Source organism: Aquisalimonas sp., from assembly GCF_007120195.1.
In the GTDB taxonomy this organism is placed as follows: Bacteria; Pseudomonadota; Gammaproteobacteria; order Nitrococcales; family Aquisalimonadaceae; genus Aquisalimonas.
The window spans coordinates 1-19,286 of record NZ_SKOG01000076.1 but is presented as its reverse complement, the minus strand read 5'-3'; the positions used below and the strand labels follow the sequence as shown (position 1 = coordinate 19,286).

Here is a 19,286-nt window from a genome sequence, read left to right as displayed (position 1 = left end):
GTGCTCACGATGGTCGAGCTGTGGCCGCCCGGGCGGCTGCATTGGCACTCGGGCGCAGGGTCAGCTTGCCGGAGGCGCTCGATGATCAAGGATGAGCCTGAGTGCCCGGTCAAGGTCATCGAACACATCTGGATCACCATGCCGGATGGCTGCACCCTGGCGACAAAACTCTGGCTCCCGGAGTACGCCGAGCAGAGCCCGGTTCCGGCCATCGTGGAGTACATCCCCTACCGCAAGCGTGACGTCAAGGCGGTTCGTGACGCCACGATTCACGGTTACTTCGCGGCTCATGGCTATGCTTGCTTGCGCGTGGACTTGCGGGGCAGTGGTGACTCCGATGGGCTGTTGCACGACGAGTACCTGCCCAGGGAACTGGCGGACGGGGTAGAGATCATCCGTTGGTTGACGTCGCAGCCCTGGTGCAACGGCCGGGTTGGTCTGATGGGAATTTCCTGGGGCGGTTTCAACGCCCTGCAGATTGCCGCGCTGGACCCCCCGGGGCTCGCAGCGATTATTACGGTTTGTTCTTCCGACGATCGCTATACCGACGACGTGCACTACATGGGCGGTTGCCTACTCACCGACAATCTCTCCTGGGCGAGCATCATGTTTTCTTACAACGCCTCGCCGCCGGACCCGGAATTGGTCGGCGAGCGCTGGCGCGACATGTGGATGGAGCGCCTGCAGGGCGGCGATCTTTGGCTCAGCAACTGGCTGCGCCATCAGTGCCGCGACGATTACTGGAAGCACGGTTCGGTGTGCGAGAACTACGCCGCGGTCAAGTGCCCGGTCTTTGCCGTCAGCGGCTGGGCGGACGGTTATTGCAACACCGTGTTTCGGCTGATGGCCCATCTCGATGTCCCGCGCAAGGGCTTGGTCGGCCCCTGGGGACACAAGTATCCGCACATGGGCGGGCCGGGGCCGGCGATCGATTTCCTGGGCGAGTGCCTGCGCTGGTGGGACCACTGGCTCAAGGGTGTGGACACGGGCGAGGACGGCGAACCCATGCTGCGGGCCTGGATGCAGAATACCGTCTCCCCCATCAGCGATGACCGGCCGGGGCGATGGGTGGCGGAAAGTCAGTGGCCAAGCCCGAATGTCACTGAGCAGTCCCTGACGTTTTCTCCTTGCAGTCTCAATCTTCTCGAATCATCCGCTGTGGAGGCAACGCTGAACATTGCCAGCCCCCTTAGCGTCGGGCTGTTTGCCGGCAAATGGTGCAGCTATGCGGAGAGCACGGATCTGCCGACGGATCAACGGCTCGAAGACGGCGGATCCTTGGTGTTCGACAGCCCGCGGCTGGAAGCGGATTTGGAGATACTCGGCGCACCGGTTGTCGACTTCACGTTGTCGGCGGATAAACCCAGGGCGATGGTGGCGGTGCGGCTCTCTGACGTGGGGCCAGGCGGGACCGCCACCCTGATTACATACGGGCTGTTGAATTTGTGTCACCGCCAGGGGCACGAGCAACCGATACCACTGCAACCGGGCAGGCCTTACCAGGTGAGTGTCAGGCTCAACCATGTGGCTCAATGCTTTCCTGCGGGCCACCGGATACGGATCGCCGTGTCCTCGTCCTACTGGCCCTTGGCCTGGCCGGCACCGGAGGCGGCAACGCTCACCTTCCACACGAAGGACAGTCGGCTCATCCTCCCTGTCCGGGCACCCAGGAAGTCCGACAACGCGCTCAGGGATCTCGGCTCACCGCAGGCCGCCAGCCCACCCGCGACAACGGTCTTGGCCCAGGCGCGGCGGGAGTGGACCGTACAGTTCAACCTCGCCACCAACGAGGCAACCCTGCAGGTCATCGACAATGACCCCCACTTCCGGCTGGATGAGATCGACCTGCTGCTCGGTTATTCAGCCACCGAGCGGTTTACCTTCGCAAACGACGATTACACCACCTTGTGCGGCGAGGTCTTCGCGACGCGCAGCTTTGAACGCGGTGACTGGCGGATTCGCACGGAGACCCGCACTGTGCTCACATCGACGCAGACCCACTACCGGGTCCGCGCGACGCTCGATGCCTACGAGGGTGACACACGGGTATTTTGCAGAAACTGGGACGAGTGGATATCCCGAGAGTGCATGTGAACGAGCCCATGGCGCCGCGCCGATCTCCTTGGGCGGCGATCGCTAGCGCTGGCGGTCTTCGCCAACGGAAGGCACGGCGAGCTGCCGCGCCTTCGGGAGCCGAGGGCTGTCAGTCTGGAATCCGCAGGACCTCGTCCTCGAAGAGGATCCGGTTACCCGCATCAGGTTCCGCGCTGATGGAGGGCAGGTTCTCCTCGCTGAGTGGCGGTGCTTCTCCGTCCTCGGTGCCACGCGGCTGCGTGCGCACCACCTGACTCGGCGGCAGCGAGGCGCCATTGCGCAAGTGGTCGTACATCAGATCCAGCGCCTGGAAGTAGTAGTGGTGCAACGGGATGAACAGCGCATCGAAGCCTGCAATGTTGTTGAGGACGTCCAGGTGCTGGGCGTTGAGCACCTCGTAGTAATGCAGGTTGCTGTTGTCTCCTTCCACCCGCTGATTGAGCCCGTAGTAGGGGCGGGAGGTGTGGTTGATGGGGAGAATCTGGTCCGCCCGCGGGGTGACGAACACCGCGGGCTTGCCCCGCAGGTCGCCGCTGGCGTGAATCGCGTCGATGCCCTCGTGGACCCGCTGGGAGGACTCCTGCGGCGCTGCGCGACCTTGCCCATCGGCGTTCGCGGGATTCTCGCCGGTCACGAGCCCCCGCAGGCACAGGAAGCCGTCCAGCGCATAATCCCGGCCCACACCGCCCGGCGAACTGGCCTGGCTCATCTCGGTCGGGCCCTCATCCGCCAGATTGTAGACCGCATTGACTCCCCCCGTTGGCGGTATGCCATTACTGGTGCTGAACAGGACCCGCTCGGCCGCCTCGTCCAAGGACTGCGGCTCAAAGGTCTCGGCATTGGTGGAGGCAAAGCTGAAACCGCAGAGGTTGTCGGTCACGCTGAAGCGCCCGTAGGCATTGCCGTAGGTGATGCTGATGCTCTGGGGTACATTGATCGCGAAATTACCGGGCTGCGCCAGGTTCTGCTCGCTTTGTAGTGCGAACTCCTCGTTGAGGACCCGCAAGGCGTCCGCGGCCTGCGCTTCCACATCGGCGCCGTCGATCAGACCCAGGTCTGCGAGACGGGCACAGATATTGTCGCTGCGCTCGTCGGTGACGAGATTCAATGGCGCCGCCTCGAGGCCTTCCGCCTGATTGGCGCAACCCTGGTATACGGCCAGGGCGGTCGTGTAATCGAGAAGGCTGCGGCTGTGCTCCGAGATCGGGTTCGCCTCGCCCTGTTGGATGCTGAAGCCCTCGTCCACGGTCGGTTGCACATTCGGTTCGGAGACGGCGACGCCGTCAATCAGGCCCTCGCTGTCCGCCTCCGCGGCCAGCACCGAGGCGCCACCGCCGTTCGAGACACTGGATGCAATCACCAGTGTGTTCTCGGGTGTGAGACTGCGCAGGCGCCGGTCACCGGCGTCAGTCTCGCCGTGGAGCTCATTCAACACATAGAATCCGAAACGGATGGACTCCAGTACGTTCTCGCCCCAGTCCTGCTCGGGATTGCGCCCGGAATGCGCGTGCTTGAAGGCGAAGCGGTGCGGGTACTCCGCTTCGAAGTCGCGCCGTTGCGCCTCGGTCAGGTCCGCCCGGAACAACGCTTCCGTGCGCCCCGGTCTGGCGTCCACCAGCAGGCCGTCGATGGCCTGGGTGCGGTTCTCTGCGAGGTTATGCGCGCCGGTGCCGGTGCCCTTGTCGGTGTAGACCACCGCGCAGCCGCGTTTGAGCCCCCACTCCCCCGCGGTGCCGATCGCTCCGTAGATGCCCCGGGAGCCGGAGGAGGGTGCCGTTACCATGCAGGCGTTCGCCACGTCAAAGCTCTCAGGCACCTGAACCATGGCTGTGACCCGCCCGGCCTGCCCCAGATTCGCCTCGCCGGAGTGGCCCGGACGTTCCTGCTCGGACCGCCCGAGGTCTGCCTGCTCAGACTTGCCCGGGCGTGCGTCGCCGGAGCGTATGAATGCAAGCCATTCATCCCCCGGAATCTTGCCCTCGCCCTCGGCGTTGCCGACATCGGGGCCAAAGAACTCACCGTACCCGCCACCCGGTGCAGTGGGAACGAGGGCCCGGTAATTGTTCCAGATGGCAAGCCGACGAAGCTCCTGCGTTGTGGGGGCTTGTGGATCCGCAACGGACGGCGCCTCGTCGCTTTGGAGGCCGGACGCCCCAAGTCCGGCCGTCAGCAGGTCGTCGTTGTCTTCGGCGTCAAAGCTGTGCTTCAGAATCTCCCCCTTCACGGTGGCGGGCCGCTCGTTCAAGGGCACGCCCTCGGTAATGCCACAAGCCGGCAAGGCGAAAATGCATCCGGCAAGGGACAGGTAGGCGACGGTGCTGGTTGTTTTCGGCACGGTAGTAGGTCTCCTTTACACCACTCTTGCTTCTGTCGACGGGGTTCACGCTGCGCCCCGTCGGCTCGATTGGACAGTGGCACGCGCTTTTCTGAAGTCACGCTTGCCATGCGGGGTTTGCGTTCGCGCGGCAACATTCAGTGCGACGTGGGGGAGTATAGGCCCGATGGTGGCTGCGCAACACCATGAGCCGTTGGGCCCACGATCGGACAAAATCCATGTTGCGTTGCGTCATTTCAATCGCTATAATGCACCGCAACAAGGTTGGAGAAGGGCTTCATCCTTGCTTGATTCGCAACTTAAAAACGAGGTGTTGCCATGACGAACCCGACCGTCAATCAGATCAATGAGCAGTTCGAGACCTTCTTTGGTGGCCCGGCCCGCGCTTTCGCCGAGCTGACCATCAGCCACGTGGAGTCCCTGGTGAACACGCAGGTGGAGGCTTCCAAGGTCTACACCGAGCTGAGCCTCCAGCAGCTCCGCAAGGCGCTTGAGATCAAGGAGCCCCAGGACGTGCAGGGTTACATCAAGGGCCAGCAGGACGTCGCCAAGGAGCTCACCGAGCGCTTCAAGGGCGATGCCGAGAAGGTGGTCGCGCTGAACCGCAAGTTCGCTGAGGAAGCCCAGAAGCTGACCCAGCAGAACGTGCAGGCTGCCTCCAAGGCTGCCGACAGCGCGAAGTAAGGCTGCCACACCCCTCAGCCGTGTAACGGGTGAGACGCTATCAGGCCGCCGCCCCCTTGATGGGGCCGGCGGTTTTTTCGTCGTGCGGGGCGCGACGCATGGGCAGGCGACCATGACCGCAGCGGCGAAACCGCGGGCGGTTGCACGCCTTGCCACTCCCTCCCGCGATTCAACCCCCAGGTGGTGTGCGCAGCGCCTTGCGCAGTTCGACGAGACCGCGGGTGTTGATGATGTCCTCCGCCTCGGCCCAAGCGCGCCGGGCCTGGTCGACGCCGTGGCGCACCAGGTCCAGGTTGCCCACGCTGTGGGCGTCGGTGTTGATGACGAGGCGGCAGCCCTTCTCTCGGGCGAGCCGGGCGCCGGCGTCGTTGAGGTCGAGGCGCTTGGGCTGCGCGCTCACCTCGATGGCGATGCCGTGCTCGGCTGCCTCCTCCAGACAACGCTCCAGGTCGATGTCAATGGGTTCGCGGCGGTTGACCTCGCGGGCCGTGGGATGGCCCCAGATCATGAAATAGGGGTTTTCCATGGCCCGCAGGACCCGGTCCGTCTGCTCCTGGCGCGACTGGCGCAGGTTGTAGTGGATCGAGCACACGACGATGTCGAGTGTCGCCAGCACCTCGTCGGGCAGGTCGAGCGTGCCGTCAGCCAGAATGTCGACCTCGCAGCCCTTGAGCAGGGTGATGCCGTCGAGACTGGCGTCGAGTTCGGCAATCGCTTCGGCCTGGGTCTGCAGGCGCTCGGGTGAGAGCCCGTTTGCGATGCGGACCCTGGGGCCGTGATCCGTGATCGCCAGGTACTCGTAGCCGCGAGCGCGGGCGCCACGCGCCATGTCTTCGAGTGTGTCGCGGCCGTCGCTCCAGGTGGTGTGGGCGTGCAGGTCGCCGCGAATGGCATCCGCCTCAATGAGCGCCGGCAGGTGGTCGCGCTCGGCGGCCTCGACCTCGCCGCGGTCCCCGCGCAGCTCGGGAGGGATCCAGACCAGGCCAAGCTGCCGATAGATGCCGGGCTCGTCGGCTCCGGCGACGGCGTCGTCGCCCTGAAACAGGCCGTATTCATTGAGCTTGAGGTCGCGCTGGATTGCTCGTTGGCGCAGCGCCACGTTGTGCTGCTTCGAGCCGGTGAAATACATCAACGCCGCGCCGAAGCTCTCTGTGGGCACGGCGCGCACGTCGACCTGCAGGCCGTCGGCGAGGATCACGCTCGAGCGGGTGGTGCCCCGTGAGGCGACACGCTCGATGCCGTCATAGCGCACGAGGCGTTCCATGACGGCGGCGCCATCGGCGCAGGCCACCACGATGTCGATGTCCCCCACCGTCTCGCGGCGCCGGCGATAGCTGCCGGCAATCTCAATGCATTCGACCCCGTCGACTGCGGCCAACCATGCGCGCAAGGGCTCGGCCTGCGCCTCGGCCTCGGCAAGGGGCGTGCGCTGGTATTGGCGGGCGTGCAGCTCGTGGATGCCCTCGAGCAGCGCCGCCTCCTTCTTTGCGCCGAAGCCGGAGAGCTCGCGGACGCGCCCTTCGCGGGCGAGCTGCTCAAGTTCGTCAACACTGCGGATGTGGAAGTGATCGTGCAGCGCCTTGACGCCCTTCGGGCCCAGACCCTTCACTCCCATCAGGTCGGCGAGCTCGGGCGGGACGCGCTGGGCGACTTCGTCGAGTGCCGCCAAGCGTCCGGTGGCCACGACGCCTTCGATCTTCTCCGCGATGTCCTTGCCGATGTGGGAGTACTGTGTGAGATCCGTCTCCGCGGCGACCAGCTCCGTCACGGGTGCCGCCAGCCCTTCGATTGTCTCGGCGGCATTGCGGTAGGCCTGAATCCGGAACGGATTTTCCCCTTCGATCTCGAGCAGATCAGCCAGGCGCTTGAACAAGGTGGCAATGTCGCGATTTCGCAGGGTCATGGTGGTCTATTGCGGGCGGCCATGATATCGAGCCAGATTACAGCCTCCAGGGATGCGGTGTCAGGAGGGTTTGCTCAACGCCGGCAAGTCGCGAACAGGACAGGCTCGCCCATGGCGCGGGTTGCCTTAACGGGCGGCTCCGCCGCGGCTCACGGCCGCCTTGCCCCAATCTGCGACGTCGGAGCCTGCATCGGCATAGACGCTGGCGTTGAGCAGCTCCTCGAACCGGCAGGGGCTGTGCACACCGCAGCCTTGAACGTAATGCACGCCCATGTCCCGCAACAGCTCAAGCGCCGCGTCAGTTTCGACGAACTCGGCGACGATCGTCTTGTTCAGGGTGTGCCCGATCTCGTTGATCGCACGCACGATTGCGAGATCTGTCGTATCGCTGGCAATGTCGCGCACGAACACGCCATCGATCTTGAGAAAATCAACCGGCAGGCGGCGCAGGTAGCCGAAAGACGACAGGCCGGCGCCGAAATCGTCCAGGGCGAAACGGCAGCCTCGCTTGCCCAGGCGCTCCATGAACCTGATCACGTCGATCAGGTTTCTCACAGCCGCCGTCTCGGTGATTTCGAAGCAGATTTTCTCCGCGGGCAATGCGTAGCGCTCGAGGGTATCGACGACGAAGTCGTGGAAATCCTCCTGATCGAACGAGCGACCCGACAGGTTGATATGACAGGCATCAAGGGCCGCCAGGTGCTCCGGATAGGCTGAAAGCTGTGCGCATACATGATCGATCACCCAGCGGTCAATCTGACCCGCCGCCCCGAAGCGTTCCGCCGCCGGGAGGAACGCGCCTGGCGGCACAACCTCGCCATTTGTGTCCAGCAACCGCACGAGCACTTCGTAGCGCAGGCGATCCGGCTCGTCGAGGCAGACCAGGCGTTGCGCGTCGAGGATCAGGCGCTCCTCCTGCAGGGCCGAGCGTATGCGGCCGAGCCACTTCATCTCACCGTGCCGCTCGGCGAACTCCTCGTCGTCCTCGCGCAGTACGTACACCCGGTTACGGCCTTGCTCCTTGGCCACGTGGCAGGCGATATCCGCCGCTCGCAGCAGGCTGTAGGTGTCAACGCTGTCTGGGGTGATTGGTGCGACACCAATGCTACAGCCCGCACTGAACGTGGCGTCTTCCCAGGTGAAGCTGGCGCTAGCGAGGGCCGCGCGCAACTTCTCGGAGACCTTGCGGGCGCCATCGATATCGCAGTGCTCAAGGATCACGGCGAACTCATCGCCCCCGAGGCGCGCAAGTACGTCCCGCTCCCGCAGATGCTGATGGAGAAGTCTGGCCACCTGGCGCAACAGGTCATCGCCGGCGGCATGGCCCGATGTGTCGTTGACGATCTTGAACTGATCCAGATCAATAAAGCACAGGGCGTGGACGGAGCCCTCGGTGCGGGCCTCGTGCAGGCTCTCCCCCAGCTTGCGCTCGAAGGCGCTGCGGTTGGGAAGGTTGGTCAGCGTGTCGTGGTTGGTCTGGTAAGTGAGCTCGGCTGACAGGCGACGGGATTCGGAGACGTCCTCGACGATCAAGACATAGCGAGGGCTGGACTGCGCATCGTCACCGGTCCTGGAGACCGTTATCTTGCCCCATACCGTGCCCGCGTCACCGCGCAGCAGTCGCTTTTCGACGGTGTAGCTATCAAGTGCCCCGGCGATCAACGCTTCCCGATTTGCCAGCCCGATCCTGCGGTCCTCGGGGTGCACAAGATCCGCATAGCGCTTGGCGACAAGCTCCTGCTTTGAGTAGCCAAGGATCTCGCACAGGGCCGGGTTGACGTCGAGCAGGCAACCATCCTCGCCGACCTGGGCCATGCCTACGGTGGCCTGTTCGAACGTCGCCCGGAAGTTGCGTTCGGCCGCGGTGAGCGTGCGCGTCAGTCGCCATGCCAGCAGCCACGCCACAAGGCACAGGGCAAGGAGAAAGACGATACTGGTGACCGACAACACCCTCGCCATCCAGCGCGCCGCCTCCGCAGTCGCCATGCGGAAGTCCGCGCTGAGAGCCTGCAGGTTCCCGTTGACCTCAACCAGGCGCCCTCGCAACTGAGCAATGGCCTCCGGGGAGGGATTGGCCGCCTGCCATTCGTCCTCCATCTGGTCGGCAAGTGCACCGAGCTCCAGGATATAGGGGTCGCTCTCCTGCCAGGCCTCGACCGCATCGCGGAAATAGGGTGCCTGCGAAAAGTAGCGAAACAGCCAGATCATACGCGGGATGTCATCCGGGTGGTTGCGTCCGCTTCGCAATCCCTCGTACGCGGTGTCGTAATCCAGCTCGGGCGCCTCCATCGCTTGGCGCGCGTTGAGGTCACCCAAGGGGATGGCATGCCACTCGCGAACACGCTCCATTGCAGCTGGATTGCCTGTTTTCGCGTATTGGTCAAGGTAGTGAGCGGCCGACAGCTGCGCCCTGGACCAGATGCTATTGCCGGTCGCATAGGCGGTGGCAGCTGCCTGCATCTGCACGACGGCGACATTGAACGTGGCGGCCACGGCCGCCAGGAGGACCAGGGCCGCCATCAGCCCGAGGATCTTGATGCGCGGCGCCTTGCCCGTGCGTTGCTCTCCTTCGCCTGTTCCTATTGCCATCCCTGAGTACCACGTTCGTTGAGATGCCTGATTGCGGACCTGCTGTGCCCCGACAAAAGCCGGCTCAAAGGCATCCAGCGCACTGCATTAGAGATCGATCTGCTGCCGGCGTTGGCATGAGAGGAACCCTCTGTGTGCTGCGCATTGCCTGCGTGAAGGCACTCCCACCCGGCGGACGTGCTGCTGGTTCCAATCGCGTGATAATGCAGGATAGGTAATCCGAACGATCCGTTATGCGCCACAGATCTCAGTTCGCGACCTCAGGCGGGGCGGTTCGGATTCGCGTTTCGGCGACGTAAATCACAGCAGACGGTCAGGGCTGAGGCCGCACAGCACGCGGGCGCTGACAACGCCCCCGACGATCGCTATGGTGGGTGGACGATGACAGAAAAGCATTGCCCCAGAGGGAAGGATTCCGCGTGAATCGGCGATCAGACAAGCCCGATGGCGAGGGACTCGCCGCGCCGAATCGACAGCGTGGCAGGCCCCGTGCGCCTGTCGAGTCCGCATCGGCGACCCTTTGGGAGCGTGACCCCGGATCGTTGCGGTACACGTTCGTCAGCCCGGAGGCCGAGGTGCTGCTGGGCTATCCGGTGGAGTGCTGGCTGCACGAAGAGAACTTCTGGCTGCGCCATGTGCACCCGGATGACCATGAGCGGGTCCGTGAATTCTGGCAACTGGGTACGGTCGGGGAGCGCCAGCGCGCGCTTGAGTACCGGATGCTCGCGTTTGACGGCCGAACCGTGTGGCTGCAGGACGTGATGAGCGTCATCAAGGAAGACAACCGGGTGGTCAAACTGGTTGGCGTCATGGTGGACATCACCGCCATGAAGAAGACCGAACTCGAATTGAAGTATGTCTCCGGGCTACAGCGTGTGTTGGTGGAGGTTTCGCGGGACTTCCTCGCCGGCGGTGCCGAACGCTTCGACGAACGGGTCAATGACTCACTCGCGCGTATCGGCGCGTATTGTGGCGCGGATCGCAGCTACGTGTTCCGATTCAGCGCAGACCGGACCACTCACGTCAACACCCATGAATGGTGTGCGCCGGGGATCGAGCGCCAGATCCAGACCTTACAGAGCGTGCCCAACGACGCTTTGCCGGCGTTGGTGGCAGCAGTCGAGCGGCGCGAGGTCGTGCAAATGACCAGGTCCTCGATCCATACCCCCGGTTGGGAAGCCGAGCACGCGTTTTGCCAGCAATACGGCATCCACTCGCTGATCGTGGTCCCGATCGTGGTCGACGACGACGTCTACGGCCATATCGGCTTCGACTCCGTCAGCCGGGCGCGGGTCTGGACCGACGAGGAAGTCCGGCTGCTGCAGGTGCTGGCTAACATCATCGGGGCAGCGATCCACCGTGACCGCATGGAGGATAGCCGCCATGCCAGTGATGTGCGTTTCAGGGCAATCGCCGAGCATCTGCCGGGTATCGTCTTTCAGCGGGTCGTGGATACTGACGGACGCATCCGCCTGAGCTATGTGCATGCGGGCGAGGGGCCGGCGTGCGGTGTCGATCTGCACAGCGTGCTGGCCGGCCACGACGTATTGCTGGAGAACATCCATCCGGAAGACCGGGTTTCCTATGAGAACGCGATCCGGGAATCCGCCCGCACGCTCGAAGCGCATGATATTGAATTTCGCATCCGTGCGAACGATGGCAGCCTTCGCTGCGTCCGGTCGATGGCCAACCCGCGGCAACTCGAGGACGGCTCGGTACTGTGGGACGGGATCGCCATTGACGAGACCGAGCGCAAGCGGGCGCAAGCGCGGTTGCGCGAGGCCCGTGTGCTGCTCGAGATCGCCGGGCGCACGGCGCGGCTCGGCGGCTGGAGTGCGAATTTGGCCACACAACAGCTCACCTGGTCGAATGAAGTCAGTGCAATTCACGAAATGCCACCGGGGACACAGGTGTCGCTGGGTGAGGGGATTGATTTCTATGCACCCGAGTTCCGCGAGCGCATCAGCAAAGCCTTTTGGGCCTGCGCGCGGGACGGCACGCCCTATGATGAAGAGCTGGCCATCATCACGGCACGAGGCAACCGGGTGTGGGTGCGCGCGATTGGTGAAGCGGTGCGTGATGCCGCCGGAACGATTGTTGAGGTGCGCGGTGCCATTCAGGATATCAGCGAGCAGCGGGAGGCACAGGAGGAAATTCGGCGTCTGGCCGGCAGGCTGACCACTACCTTGGAGAGCATCACAGACGCCATTCTGACAGTCGATCACGCGTGGCGCATCACGTTTATCAATCGAGCGGCTGAGACGCTGGTTGAGCATTCCCGCGACGTACTGCTAGGAAAGACGCTATGGGAGGAGTTCCCACAGCTTGCCGGCACACGGATCGAATACGAATATCGTCGGAGTGTTGCCGAGGGCGTGACCGTCATGCTCGAGGAGTATTATCCGCCGCTTGGCAAGTGGCTGGAAATCCGCGCCTATCCCTCCGAGGAAGGCCTGGCCATCTACTTTCGTGACATCACCGAGCGCAAGCGGGCACAGCGGGAAATCGAATTCCTCGCCCTCTACGATCCACTGACCAGACTGCCGAACCGTCGGCTTCTGAGGGACCGACTGCAGCATTCTCTGGCAACCGGCGCGCGCACCGGCATGAACGGCGCCGTGCTGTTTCTCGATCTCGACCACTTCAAAACACTCAACGACACCCTCGGCCACGAGGTCGGTGACCAGTTGCTCCAGCAGGTCGCGAAACGTCTGACCACCAGCCTGCGGGATATGGACACGGTAGCCCGTTTCGGCGGGGACGAGTTTGTGGTTGTGCTCGCGGACCTGAATGTGCATGCGCCAACGGCTGCGCTGCGGGCCAAGGCTGTGGCTCAGAAGATACTGACCGCGCTGACCCGGCCCTACCAACTGGGGCCGCACGAACGGCATATGACGGTGAGTATCGGCATTACGCTGTTCGGTGGCGCCGACGATACGGCCGACGACCTCATGAAACGCGTGGATTTGGCCATGTACCGGGCCAAGGAGGCCGGCCGGGGGACGATGCGGGTGTACGCTCCCGAGATGCGTGCGGCCGTCGAGGCCCGGGTGCGGCTGGAAGCGGAACTGCGTAAAGGGCTGGAACGTGGCGAGATCACACCCCACTACCAGCCCCAGTTCGATGCAGCCGGTCGCCTGATGGGTGCCGAGGCGCTGGCACGCTGGGACCACCCCGAGCAGGGTCTGGTATCGCCTGCCGAGTTCATTGCCGTGGCCGAGGAGAGCGGCCTGATCCTTCCCTTGGGGGAGGCCATGTTTGAGCAGGTCTGCAGCGGCCTGGCTTGCTGGTCCAAGCTTGCGGCCGAGCCATTGCCATCTGATTTCTGGATTGCCGTCAATGTGAGCGCGCGGCAGTTCCACCACCCCGGGTTTGTCGAACAGGTCAAGGGTGTGCTCAAGGCAACGGGGGCACCGCCGCAAAATCTCGGCCTTGAGCTGACCGAGAGCCTACTGCTTGCCAACGTGGATGAGGCGATTGCCAAGATGGATGAATTGAAGGGGCTTGGTATTCACTTTTCCCTGGACGATTTCGGCACCGGTTACTCTTCACTCGCCTACCTCAAGCGCCTGCCCCTGGACCAGCTCAAGATCGACCAAACCTTCGTTCGCGATGCGCTCACCGACCCCAATGATGCCGCCATCGTGCGCGCGATCATCCTCCTCGCCGACTCCCTGGGGTTGGGGGTGATTGCGGAGGGCGTGGAGACAGAGGAGACGCGTGCGTGGCTGGAAGGCAACGGCTGCGTGGCGTACCAGGGCTATCTCTTCAGCCGCCCGTTGCCGGCCGCGCGGTTCCAGGCGTTCATCGCCGATTACAATGCCGGATAGACGCCTCCTCCCAATAGCTCCTAGTGCCCTGTAACCGAAATTCGGTTACAGGGCACTAGCGAGTGCGGGCGCTGCGTTTCGACCTTTTACGCGAAGTATCCGCGAGATCATTATGCATCTGTACAGCTGGCGCCTGGGTTTAACGGTGCACGCGGGCGAGCCCCATCGGTACGCTCGGCCGCGGGTGGGCTGCACGCGGGGGATCAGGCGTAGTCCCGGCGCTTGCGCTCGTAGACCTCCTGGCACTCGAGACAGCGCTTGGCGGTCGGATAGGCCCGAAGCCGCGCCGGAGCCACCTCGCTGCCGCAATCGCAGCAGTAACCGTAGTCGCCGGTTCGTATGCGCTCGAGCGCCTGCTCGATGTCGTTCAACTCCTCGACGTCGTGGCGCAGGTCGGCCACATGCAGGTTCTGCATCCATGCGGCGAGGCCCTCGTCTCCGAGGTCGCCGATCTCGCGCGCGAACTTCCCTTCGCCCATCGCCTGCAGTCCCTCCTGCACGGCATAGCGCAGCTCATCCCGACGGGCGCGCAGTTTTTGTTTGAACTCCTGGTAACGTGCGTCATCCGGTGTCGATGCCATCACCAGCTCCTCCGACCTGTTTCACTCAACCCAATATGTACAACAATCGAGTCGCGCCGGCGGGAATTCAATGCCACCGCGGCGCCCCGGGCGCTCAACGATGGGGGGCTGCCCGCAACAGCTCGGCCAACCTGGGGCTGGGGTATCGTCTGAGCAAAACCACGGCCGTGCCCTTAAAGCATAGGACATCCACCGGCATGAGGGACACTAGGGGTGGGGCTGCAGCGTCGAGGTGGCCCCGCATCAAGCAATAGCCGGCGGACCGGTTTATGCTTTAGATTGTTAAAAGGGTTGTTTGAAGGGTAGCGCGTGGTATCGGCAATGCGGCACGACTTGAACGCATCACCACGCATCGAGCACATCGCCTGGGGCAGCATGATCGTCGAGGGCGTTGGCGCCGGCAAGGACTTCAAGCTGTGGCCAGGCGGTGGGCGGGAATGGGACTGGGCGGAGACAGGCACGCGCCACGTGCCCGGCATTCAGCGTGCCGATGTCCTGGAGCTGCTCGAGCATGGGGCGACAACCGTGGTATTGAGCCGCGGCATGTGGCTGGCGCTGCGCACCCAACAGGACACCCTGGACTTTCTGCATAGCCAGGGTGTTACGGTCCCTGTCGCCGAAACCAAGGAAGCAGTGGCTATTTACAATGCGCTCGCCGAACGGCGTGCGCCAGTGGGTGGCCTGTTCCATTCCACGTGCTAGCCGCATCCCTGAGAAACGCCCGGTGATCCAGACCCCCGGCGGGGCTTCAAGATTCGCCAACGAAAAGGTTCAGACCTGGCGACTGACATAGTGTGACCAACGACAACGTCTCCTCCCCGTGCCTGGCGGATGATGCCGTGGATGGCAGGCTCGGCGTGACAGCCCTGCGGGCGGTCCGGGAGACATTTTGTCCAGTTCACCACATCATCGAACGCCGCTTCGGATCTGGGCTTGGGGCACAGCCGATCAGCCCCCGCACCGGGCTCGGTCGATTGTGCTCTGCAATCTGGGGGCGTTGTTCGGTGCGGGGGCCACAACGGTCTGCCTTCTCATTTTTCTGCTCTACGATCCCCGTCAGTTTTTCCCCGTACTGCTGGCCTCAGGGTTGTTCGGACTTGGCTATGCGCTGGTGCCGTGGATCAACCGGCAAGGGTGCGCGCGTTGGGCGATGGTGCAGGTCTTGACAACGGCGTACCTGCAGCTCCTCGTCATCACAGCGTTGATCAGCAGTAGTGCCGGCACGCACCTTTACTATCTTGGCCTGGCCCTGGTTGTGCCCCTATTGTTTCAACGCATTCGATGCCGCCTGGTGGCCCCACTGGTGGCGCTGGCGGCGGGCCTGTTTGTGGTGAGTCATTTCGCGTTTCCGCCGGCCGCAGCCTGGCTCGCGGTACCCAGTGGCCTTCTAAGCATCCTGTTTGCAGTCCACGCAACCGGCACCGTTTTGCTGGCGCTTCTGATCGCCTTCTTCTTTCGTCGGGAAGTCGAACGCGCCGAAACAACGTCGAACAAACTGAACGAGAAACTCGAGGAGTTGTCCCGGACCGATCAATTGTCCGGGCTCGCCAACCGGCGCACCCTCGATGAATTCCTGGCCAGGCAATGGAACCAGTTGGCGCGGACGCAGGAGCCGATGTCCATCGCCATGTGCGACATCGACCATTTCAAGGCCTACAACGACAACAAGGGGCATCAGGCCGGAGATCAGGCCATTCGTCATGTTGCCGATGTTCTAAGCCGTTTGGCGGCTCGCCCCGGTGATCTCGTCGCCCGCTATGGCGGGGAGGAGTTTGTCGTGGTCTTGTCCGGAACCCACTCCCGCGGCGCGCGGGTGGTCGCGGAAAAGATGCGACGCGCCGTCAAGGGCGCGCGGATCGTGCACGGCCACGGCGATGCGGGCGAGTGGCTGACCGTCAGCCTCGGCCTGAGTACGGCGATACCCAATAGCAGCTTGACGCCCGCGGCGTTGCTCGCGTCAGCAGACAAGGCCTTGTATCAGGCAAAGGCGGCCGGGCGCGACTGTGTTGTCGCGAATGCCATCGGGCGCGGCTGAGTCGAGGCGGTGCCGGGCAGAGAAGCGTCCGCGGTTGCCGAGGCGACGCAGGGCTTGTGTCGCCGCCAGCAGTGTCAAAGCCGGTCGCTCGTTGACTCGCGGGGACGCCAATGGTCCAATTGCGAGGTTCGGATCAGAACACGTGGGTCGCTGATCCGGGCGTTTGGCGTCTGAAAAAGGCAACCCCGACCGAAAGGCGGGCACGCAAAACCGACAGTCTAAGGGATATGCGTCCTATGACGGTGGGCCGCCGGACGGGCTGAGATGGACGGATCCTGCGAGTGCCATGGAACGAATGCGCACTCATTCCAACTCTTCCAGAGCTTGAGGCGGTCCCCGGGTTTGAACAACCTGAGTGACTCCTCATTATGGTATTAAGCCCGCATATCGATTACGAGGCGTTGTTCGATACCTCCCCGAACCCCTATGTGGTGCTAAGCCCCAGCCTGAACCTGATCGATGCCAACCAGGCTTATTTGCGCGTCACGGGGATGACGCGAGAAGCATTGGTGGGCCGTAACATCTTCGATATCTTCCCCGGCAGCGCCGATGGCGAGAATGCTCGCTTGCTGCGGGATTCATTTGAGCGCGTCATCGCCAAGCGGGAGCCTGACGCGATAGCGCTGATCCACTACCCCATCCCCGGCCAGACGGCCGACGGGTCGCCAACGGAGAAGGACCGCTACTGGAGCGCGGTCCATACACCGATCCTGGATGAGCAGGGAGCGGTCACGCAGATTGTGCAATGCACGGTGGACGTCACCGAGCTGCACCGGACAGACAACGAAGCTGTGGGACTGGAGGAGGGGCGAGAGACGGCTGTACCGCTCGAGCAAGTGCGCACAGGCGTATTGCGTCGTGCGCAGGTCGTGCAGGAGGTCAACCAAGCGCTGGAGTCCGAGCGGCGCCGCATGCGGCAACTCTTCGAGCAAGCTCCGGGGTTCGTGGCGGTCGTGCGCGGGTCGGACCATGTTTTTGAAATCGCCAATCGGGCGTACTTCCAGCTAATCGGCAATCGGGACATCATCGGTAGGCCGGTCAGAGAGGCCCTGCCCGAAGTTGCCGGGCAGGGGTTTTACGAACTGCTGGATCAGGTCTATGGGACTGGCGAGCCGTTTATCGGTCGCGCCATGCCGGTCAAGCTTCAGCAGCATGCCGGCACGGCAGTCGTGAGGCATCTTGATTTTATCTACCAGCCGATCTTTGCGTCGAATGGAACGGTCACGGGCATCTTCATCCAGGGCTATGATGTCAGCGACGCGCATGAACTCGCGCAAGAAATGAGCCACCAGGCGGCCCACGACAGCTTGACGGGGCTTCCAAACCGGCGGGAGTTTGAGCGTCGGCTCAAGCGCGCCATTGGCGATACCCAGACCGCCGGCGACGAGCACACGCTGCTGTATCTGGATCTGGACCAGTTCAAGGTGGTCAATGATACCTGCGGCCATGCGGCGGGAGACGCGTTGCTCCGACAAGTGAGCGCGCTGCTGGAGGAACACACACGGGCCAGCGATACCCTCGCGCGCCTGGGGGGCGATGAATTCGCCGTGCTGCTGGAGCATTGCTCCCTTGCCTCAGCCCGTGGGATCGCTGACACGTTGCGCCAGCTCATTGCCGGGATCGAATTCAGTTGGGGGCCGCGTACATTCGGTGGCAGTGTCAGTATCGGGGTCATTACCTTCGGCGGTAACGGCCCCGGCCTTGAGGAAATCCTGAGTACCGCCGACTCGGCCTGCTTTCTGGCGAAGGAGAAAGGCCGCAATCGTGTGCACGTTTACCACCCGGATGATTCCGAACTGTCGGCACGGTTGCGGGAAATGAATTGGATCAGCCGGCTGCGCCAGGCCCTGGACGAGGAGCGCCTCGTGCTCTACGCGCAAAACATCGTGCCCCTCGACAGTGTTTCCGGGGACCTTGGCCGCCGGGAAGTCCTGGTGCGCCTCAGGGAGACGGATGGCACCATCGTTCCGCCCATGACGTTTATCCCCGCGGCGGAGCGCTACGATCTGATGCCGACTATGGACCGTTACATTATACGCGCGGCATTCCGCAATTTCGCCGCCCTGCCCGAGCCTGAACGCACGACGAGCTCCTATTCGATCAATCTCTCAGGCGCCACCCTGAATGATGAGGCCTTTCTGCCCTTTGTCGAGAGACAGATCGCCGTGCACGCGCTTTCGGCTCACCGGATCTGTTTCGAAATTACGGAGACAGCGGCGATTGCGAACCTGACCCGGACCGCGAGGGTGATCCGCGCCCTCAAGGGCTTTGGATTCCAGTTCGCGCTCGACGACTTCGGCAGCGGCATGTCGTCGTTTTACTATCTCAAGCACCTGCCGGTGGATTTCATCAAGATCGATGGCGAGTTCATCAAGGGCATTCTGGATGACCGGGTGGACCGCGCTATGGTTCAGGCGATCACCAACATCGCCCATACCATGGGTATCAAGACCGTGGCAGAGTACGTGGGTAACGACGAGGTCCTCTCGCTGCTGGGCAGTCTAGGCGTCGATTACGCGCAGGGGTACGGTGTCCATAATCCCGAGCCCCTCGAGACCTGTCATGGCACCGGGCCCGATCGAAGGGCGCAGCATTAGCGCCAGCGTAATGCACCGTTAAACCAGATGCGCCGCAGGCACAACAGCAAGCGCCCTGCGCGCTCAGTGTGGATCAGAACCCGACGGCACGAGCTCGGGCGCCAGCATCCAGCGGGCGGCGCACGCCCCCGGGCTGCTCCCGTCGCCCCAGGTGAGGCAGATGGCCGACCAGCATCAGATCCTGGTTCTCCCCGGCGAGGGCGGCCGCGGCGTCTTGCGGGTCGTCGGTCGGGCCGAGATCCGGCGCCGCGGTGATGGCCACCTCGAGCCCCAGGCCTGTGGCCAGGGCCTCGGCGGATTGACGCGCCCGGAGCTTGCCGCTGTGCCGGATCTCCGCGGGGCGCACGGCGCCGGTCCGCGCCAGGGCCTCGGCAACGCGCCCCACCAGGGCGTGCCCCGGTGCAGTCAGGGGCCGATCCGGGTCCTCCTCCTTGGTCGCCGCGGGGCCGTGTTGTACGAGGTAGAGCTTCATGGGACCTCCGTTGCACCGGGTAACGGTGCGTTGGACCTGCCGTCGCCGCAAGCGGCAGGCTCAATCGCGGCCGCGTGGGCCAAGCCGTGTTCGATGGCCGGCGGCGGACGACGTGCACCGTGTGCCCACCTGGGCCTGTAGCCTTTTGTGCGCCCTTGCGCCGCGC

General features: G+C 63.7%; 11 protein-coding genes and 1 riboswitch. Of the genes, 6 read left to right on the top strand and 5 right to left on the bottom strand.

Annotated features, from left to right (window positions below):
* The first annotated feature begins 81 nt into the window (after nucleotides 1-81).
* Nucleotides 82-2,094 carry a CocE/NonD family hydrolase gene (locus QZT63_RS06550; protein ID WP_290649624.1) on the top strand — a complete coding sequence of 671 codons (2,013 nt, stop codon included), beginning with the start codon at nucleotides 82-84 and terminating at the stop codon, nucleotides 2,092-2,094.
* A gap of 109 nt (nucleotides 2,095-2,203) precedes the next feature.
* On the opposite strand, the gene QZT63_RS06545 is transcribed toward QZT63_RS06550, so the two are convergent.
* On the bottom strand, nucleotides 2,204-4,429 hold the full coding sequence (locus QZT63_RS06545) for a 3-hydroxybutyrate oligomer hydrolase family protein (protein WP_290649623.1): 2,226 nt from the start codon (nucleotides 4,427-4,429) through the stop codon (nucleotides 2,204-2,206).
* Nucleotides 4,430-4,747: 318 nt separating this feature from the next.
* On the opposite strand from QZT63_RS06545, the gene QZT63_RS06540 reads away from it, so the two are divergent.
* Entirely contained in the window at nucleotides 4,748-5,113 is a 366-nt protein-coding gene (locus tag QZT63_RS06540) for a phasin family protein (protein ID WP_290649621.1), read from the top strand.
* A 169-nt stretch (nucleotides 5,114-5,282) separates the two neighbouring features.
* On the opposite strand, the gene polX is transcribed toward QZT63_RS06540, so the two are convergent.
* Together polX and QZT63_RS06530 are read right to left on the bottom strand one after the other, a co-directional pair.
* On the bottom strand, nucleotides 5,283-7,016 hold the full coding sequence (gene polX / locus QZT63_RS06535) for a DNA polymerase/3'-5' exonuclease PolX (protein ID WP_290649619.1): 1,734 nt from the start codon (nucleotides 7,014-7,016) through the stop codon (nucleotides 5,283-5,285).
* Between the two features lie 126 nt (nucleotides 7,017-7,142).
* Nucleotides 7,143-9,605 carry an EAL domain-containing protein gene (locus QZT63_RS06530; RefSeq protein ID WP_290649617.1) on the bottom strand — a complete coding sequence of 821 codons (2,463 nt, stop codon included), beginning with the start codon at nucleotides 9,603-9,605 and terminating at the stop codon, nucleotides 7,143-7,145.
* Between the two features lie 419 nt (nucleotides 9,606-10,024).
* Here QZT63_RS06530 and QZT63_RS06525 point away from each other — a divergent pair, with 419 nt between their 5' ends.
* A complete protein-coding gene (locus tag QZT63_RS06525) occupies nucleotides 10,025-13,435 on the top strand; it encodes an EAL domain-containing protein (RefSeq protein ID WP_290649615.1) in 3,411 nt (1,136 codons plus the stop codon).
* Nucleotides 13,436-13,638: 203 nt separating this feature from the next.
* On the opposite strand, the gene QZT63_RS06520 is transcribed toward QZT63_RS06525, so the two are convergent.
* A complete protein-coding gene (locus QZT63_RS06520) occupies nucleotides 13,639-14,016 on the bottom strand; it encodes a TraR/DksA family transcriptional regulator (RefSeq protein ID WP_290649613.1) in 378 nt (125 codons plus the stop codon).
* Between the two features lie 333 nt (nucleotides 14,017-14,349).
* On the opposite strand from QZT63_RS06520, the gene QZT63_RS06515 reads away from it, so the two are divergent.
* From QZT63_RS06515 to QZT63_RS06505, 3 genes are all read left to right on the top strand, one after another.
* Nucleotides 14,350-14,718: an Mth938-like domain-containing protein gene (locus QZT63_RS06515; RefSeq protein ID WP_290649611.1), complete on the top strand. Its 369-nt coding sequence runs from the start codon at nucleotides 14,350-14,352 to the stop codon at nucleotides 14,716-14,718.
* 187 nt (nucleotides 14,719-14,905) lie between these two features.
* A complete protein-coding gene (locus tag QZT63_RS06510) occupies nucleotides 14,906-16,051 on the top strand; it encodes a diguanylate cyclase (RefSeq protein ID WP_366636192.1) in 1,146 nt (381 codons plus the stop codon).
* Between the two features lie 168 nt (nucleotides 16,052-16,219).
* Nucleotides 16,220-16,306: riboswitch (cyclic di-GMP riboswitch) on the top strand.
* Between the two features lie 113 nt (nucleotides 16,307-16,419).
* On the top strand, nucleotides 16,420-18,648 hold the full coding sequence (locus QZT63_RS06505; protein WP_290649607.1) for an EAL domain-containing protein: 2,229 nt from the start codon (nucleotides 16,420-16,422) through the stop codon (nucleotides 18,646-18,648).
* A gap of 73 nt (nucleotides 18,649-18,721) precedes the next feature.
* Here QZT63_RS06505 and QZT63_RS06500 read toward each other — a convergent pair whose 3' ends face one another.
* The gene (locus QZT63_RS06500; RefSeq protein ID WP_290649605.1) at nucleotides 18,722-19,120 is read right to left on the bottom strand and encodes a histidine phosphatase family protein; all 399 of its coding nucleotides are present in this window, start codon (nucleotides 19,118-19,120) and stop codon (nucleotides 18,722-18,724) included.
* Between the last annotated feature and the right edge of the window lie 166 nt (nucleotides 19,121-19,286).

Excerpts from the sequence above, each read along its gene's own strand:
- QZT63_RS06550 (WP_290649624.1), top strand. The coding sequence starts at position 82 with ATGATCAAGGATGAGCCTGAGTGCCCGGTCAAGGTCATCGAACACATC.
- QZT63_RS06540 (WP_290649621.1), top strand. The coding sequence starts at position 4,748 with ATGACGAACCCGACCGTCAATCAGATCAATGAGCAGTTCGAGACCTTC.
- polX (WP_290649619.1), bottom strand. The coding sequence starts at position 7,016 with ATGACCCTGCGAAATCGCGACATTGCCACCTTGTTCAAGCGCCTGGCT.
- QZT63_RS06530 (WP_290649617.1), bottom strand. The coding sequence starts at position 9,605 with ATGGCAATAGGAACAGGCGAAGGAGAGCAACGCACGGGCAAGGCGCCG.
- QZT63_RS06520 (WP_290649613.1), bottom strand. The coding sequence starts at position 14,016 with ATGGCATCGACACCGGATGACGCACGTTACCAGGAGTTCAAACAAAAA.
- QZT63_RS06505 (WP_290649607.1), top strand. The coding sequence starts at position 16,420 with ATGGTATTAAGCCCGCATATCGATTACGAGGCGTTGTTCGATACCTCC.
- QZT63_RS06500 (WP_290649605.1), bottom strand. The coding sequence starts at position 19,120 with ATGAAGCTCTACCTCGTACAACACGGCCCCGCGGCGACCAAGGAGGAG.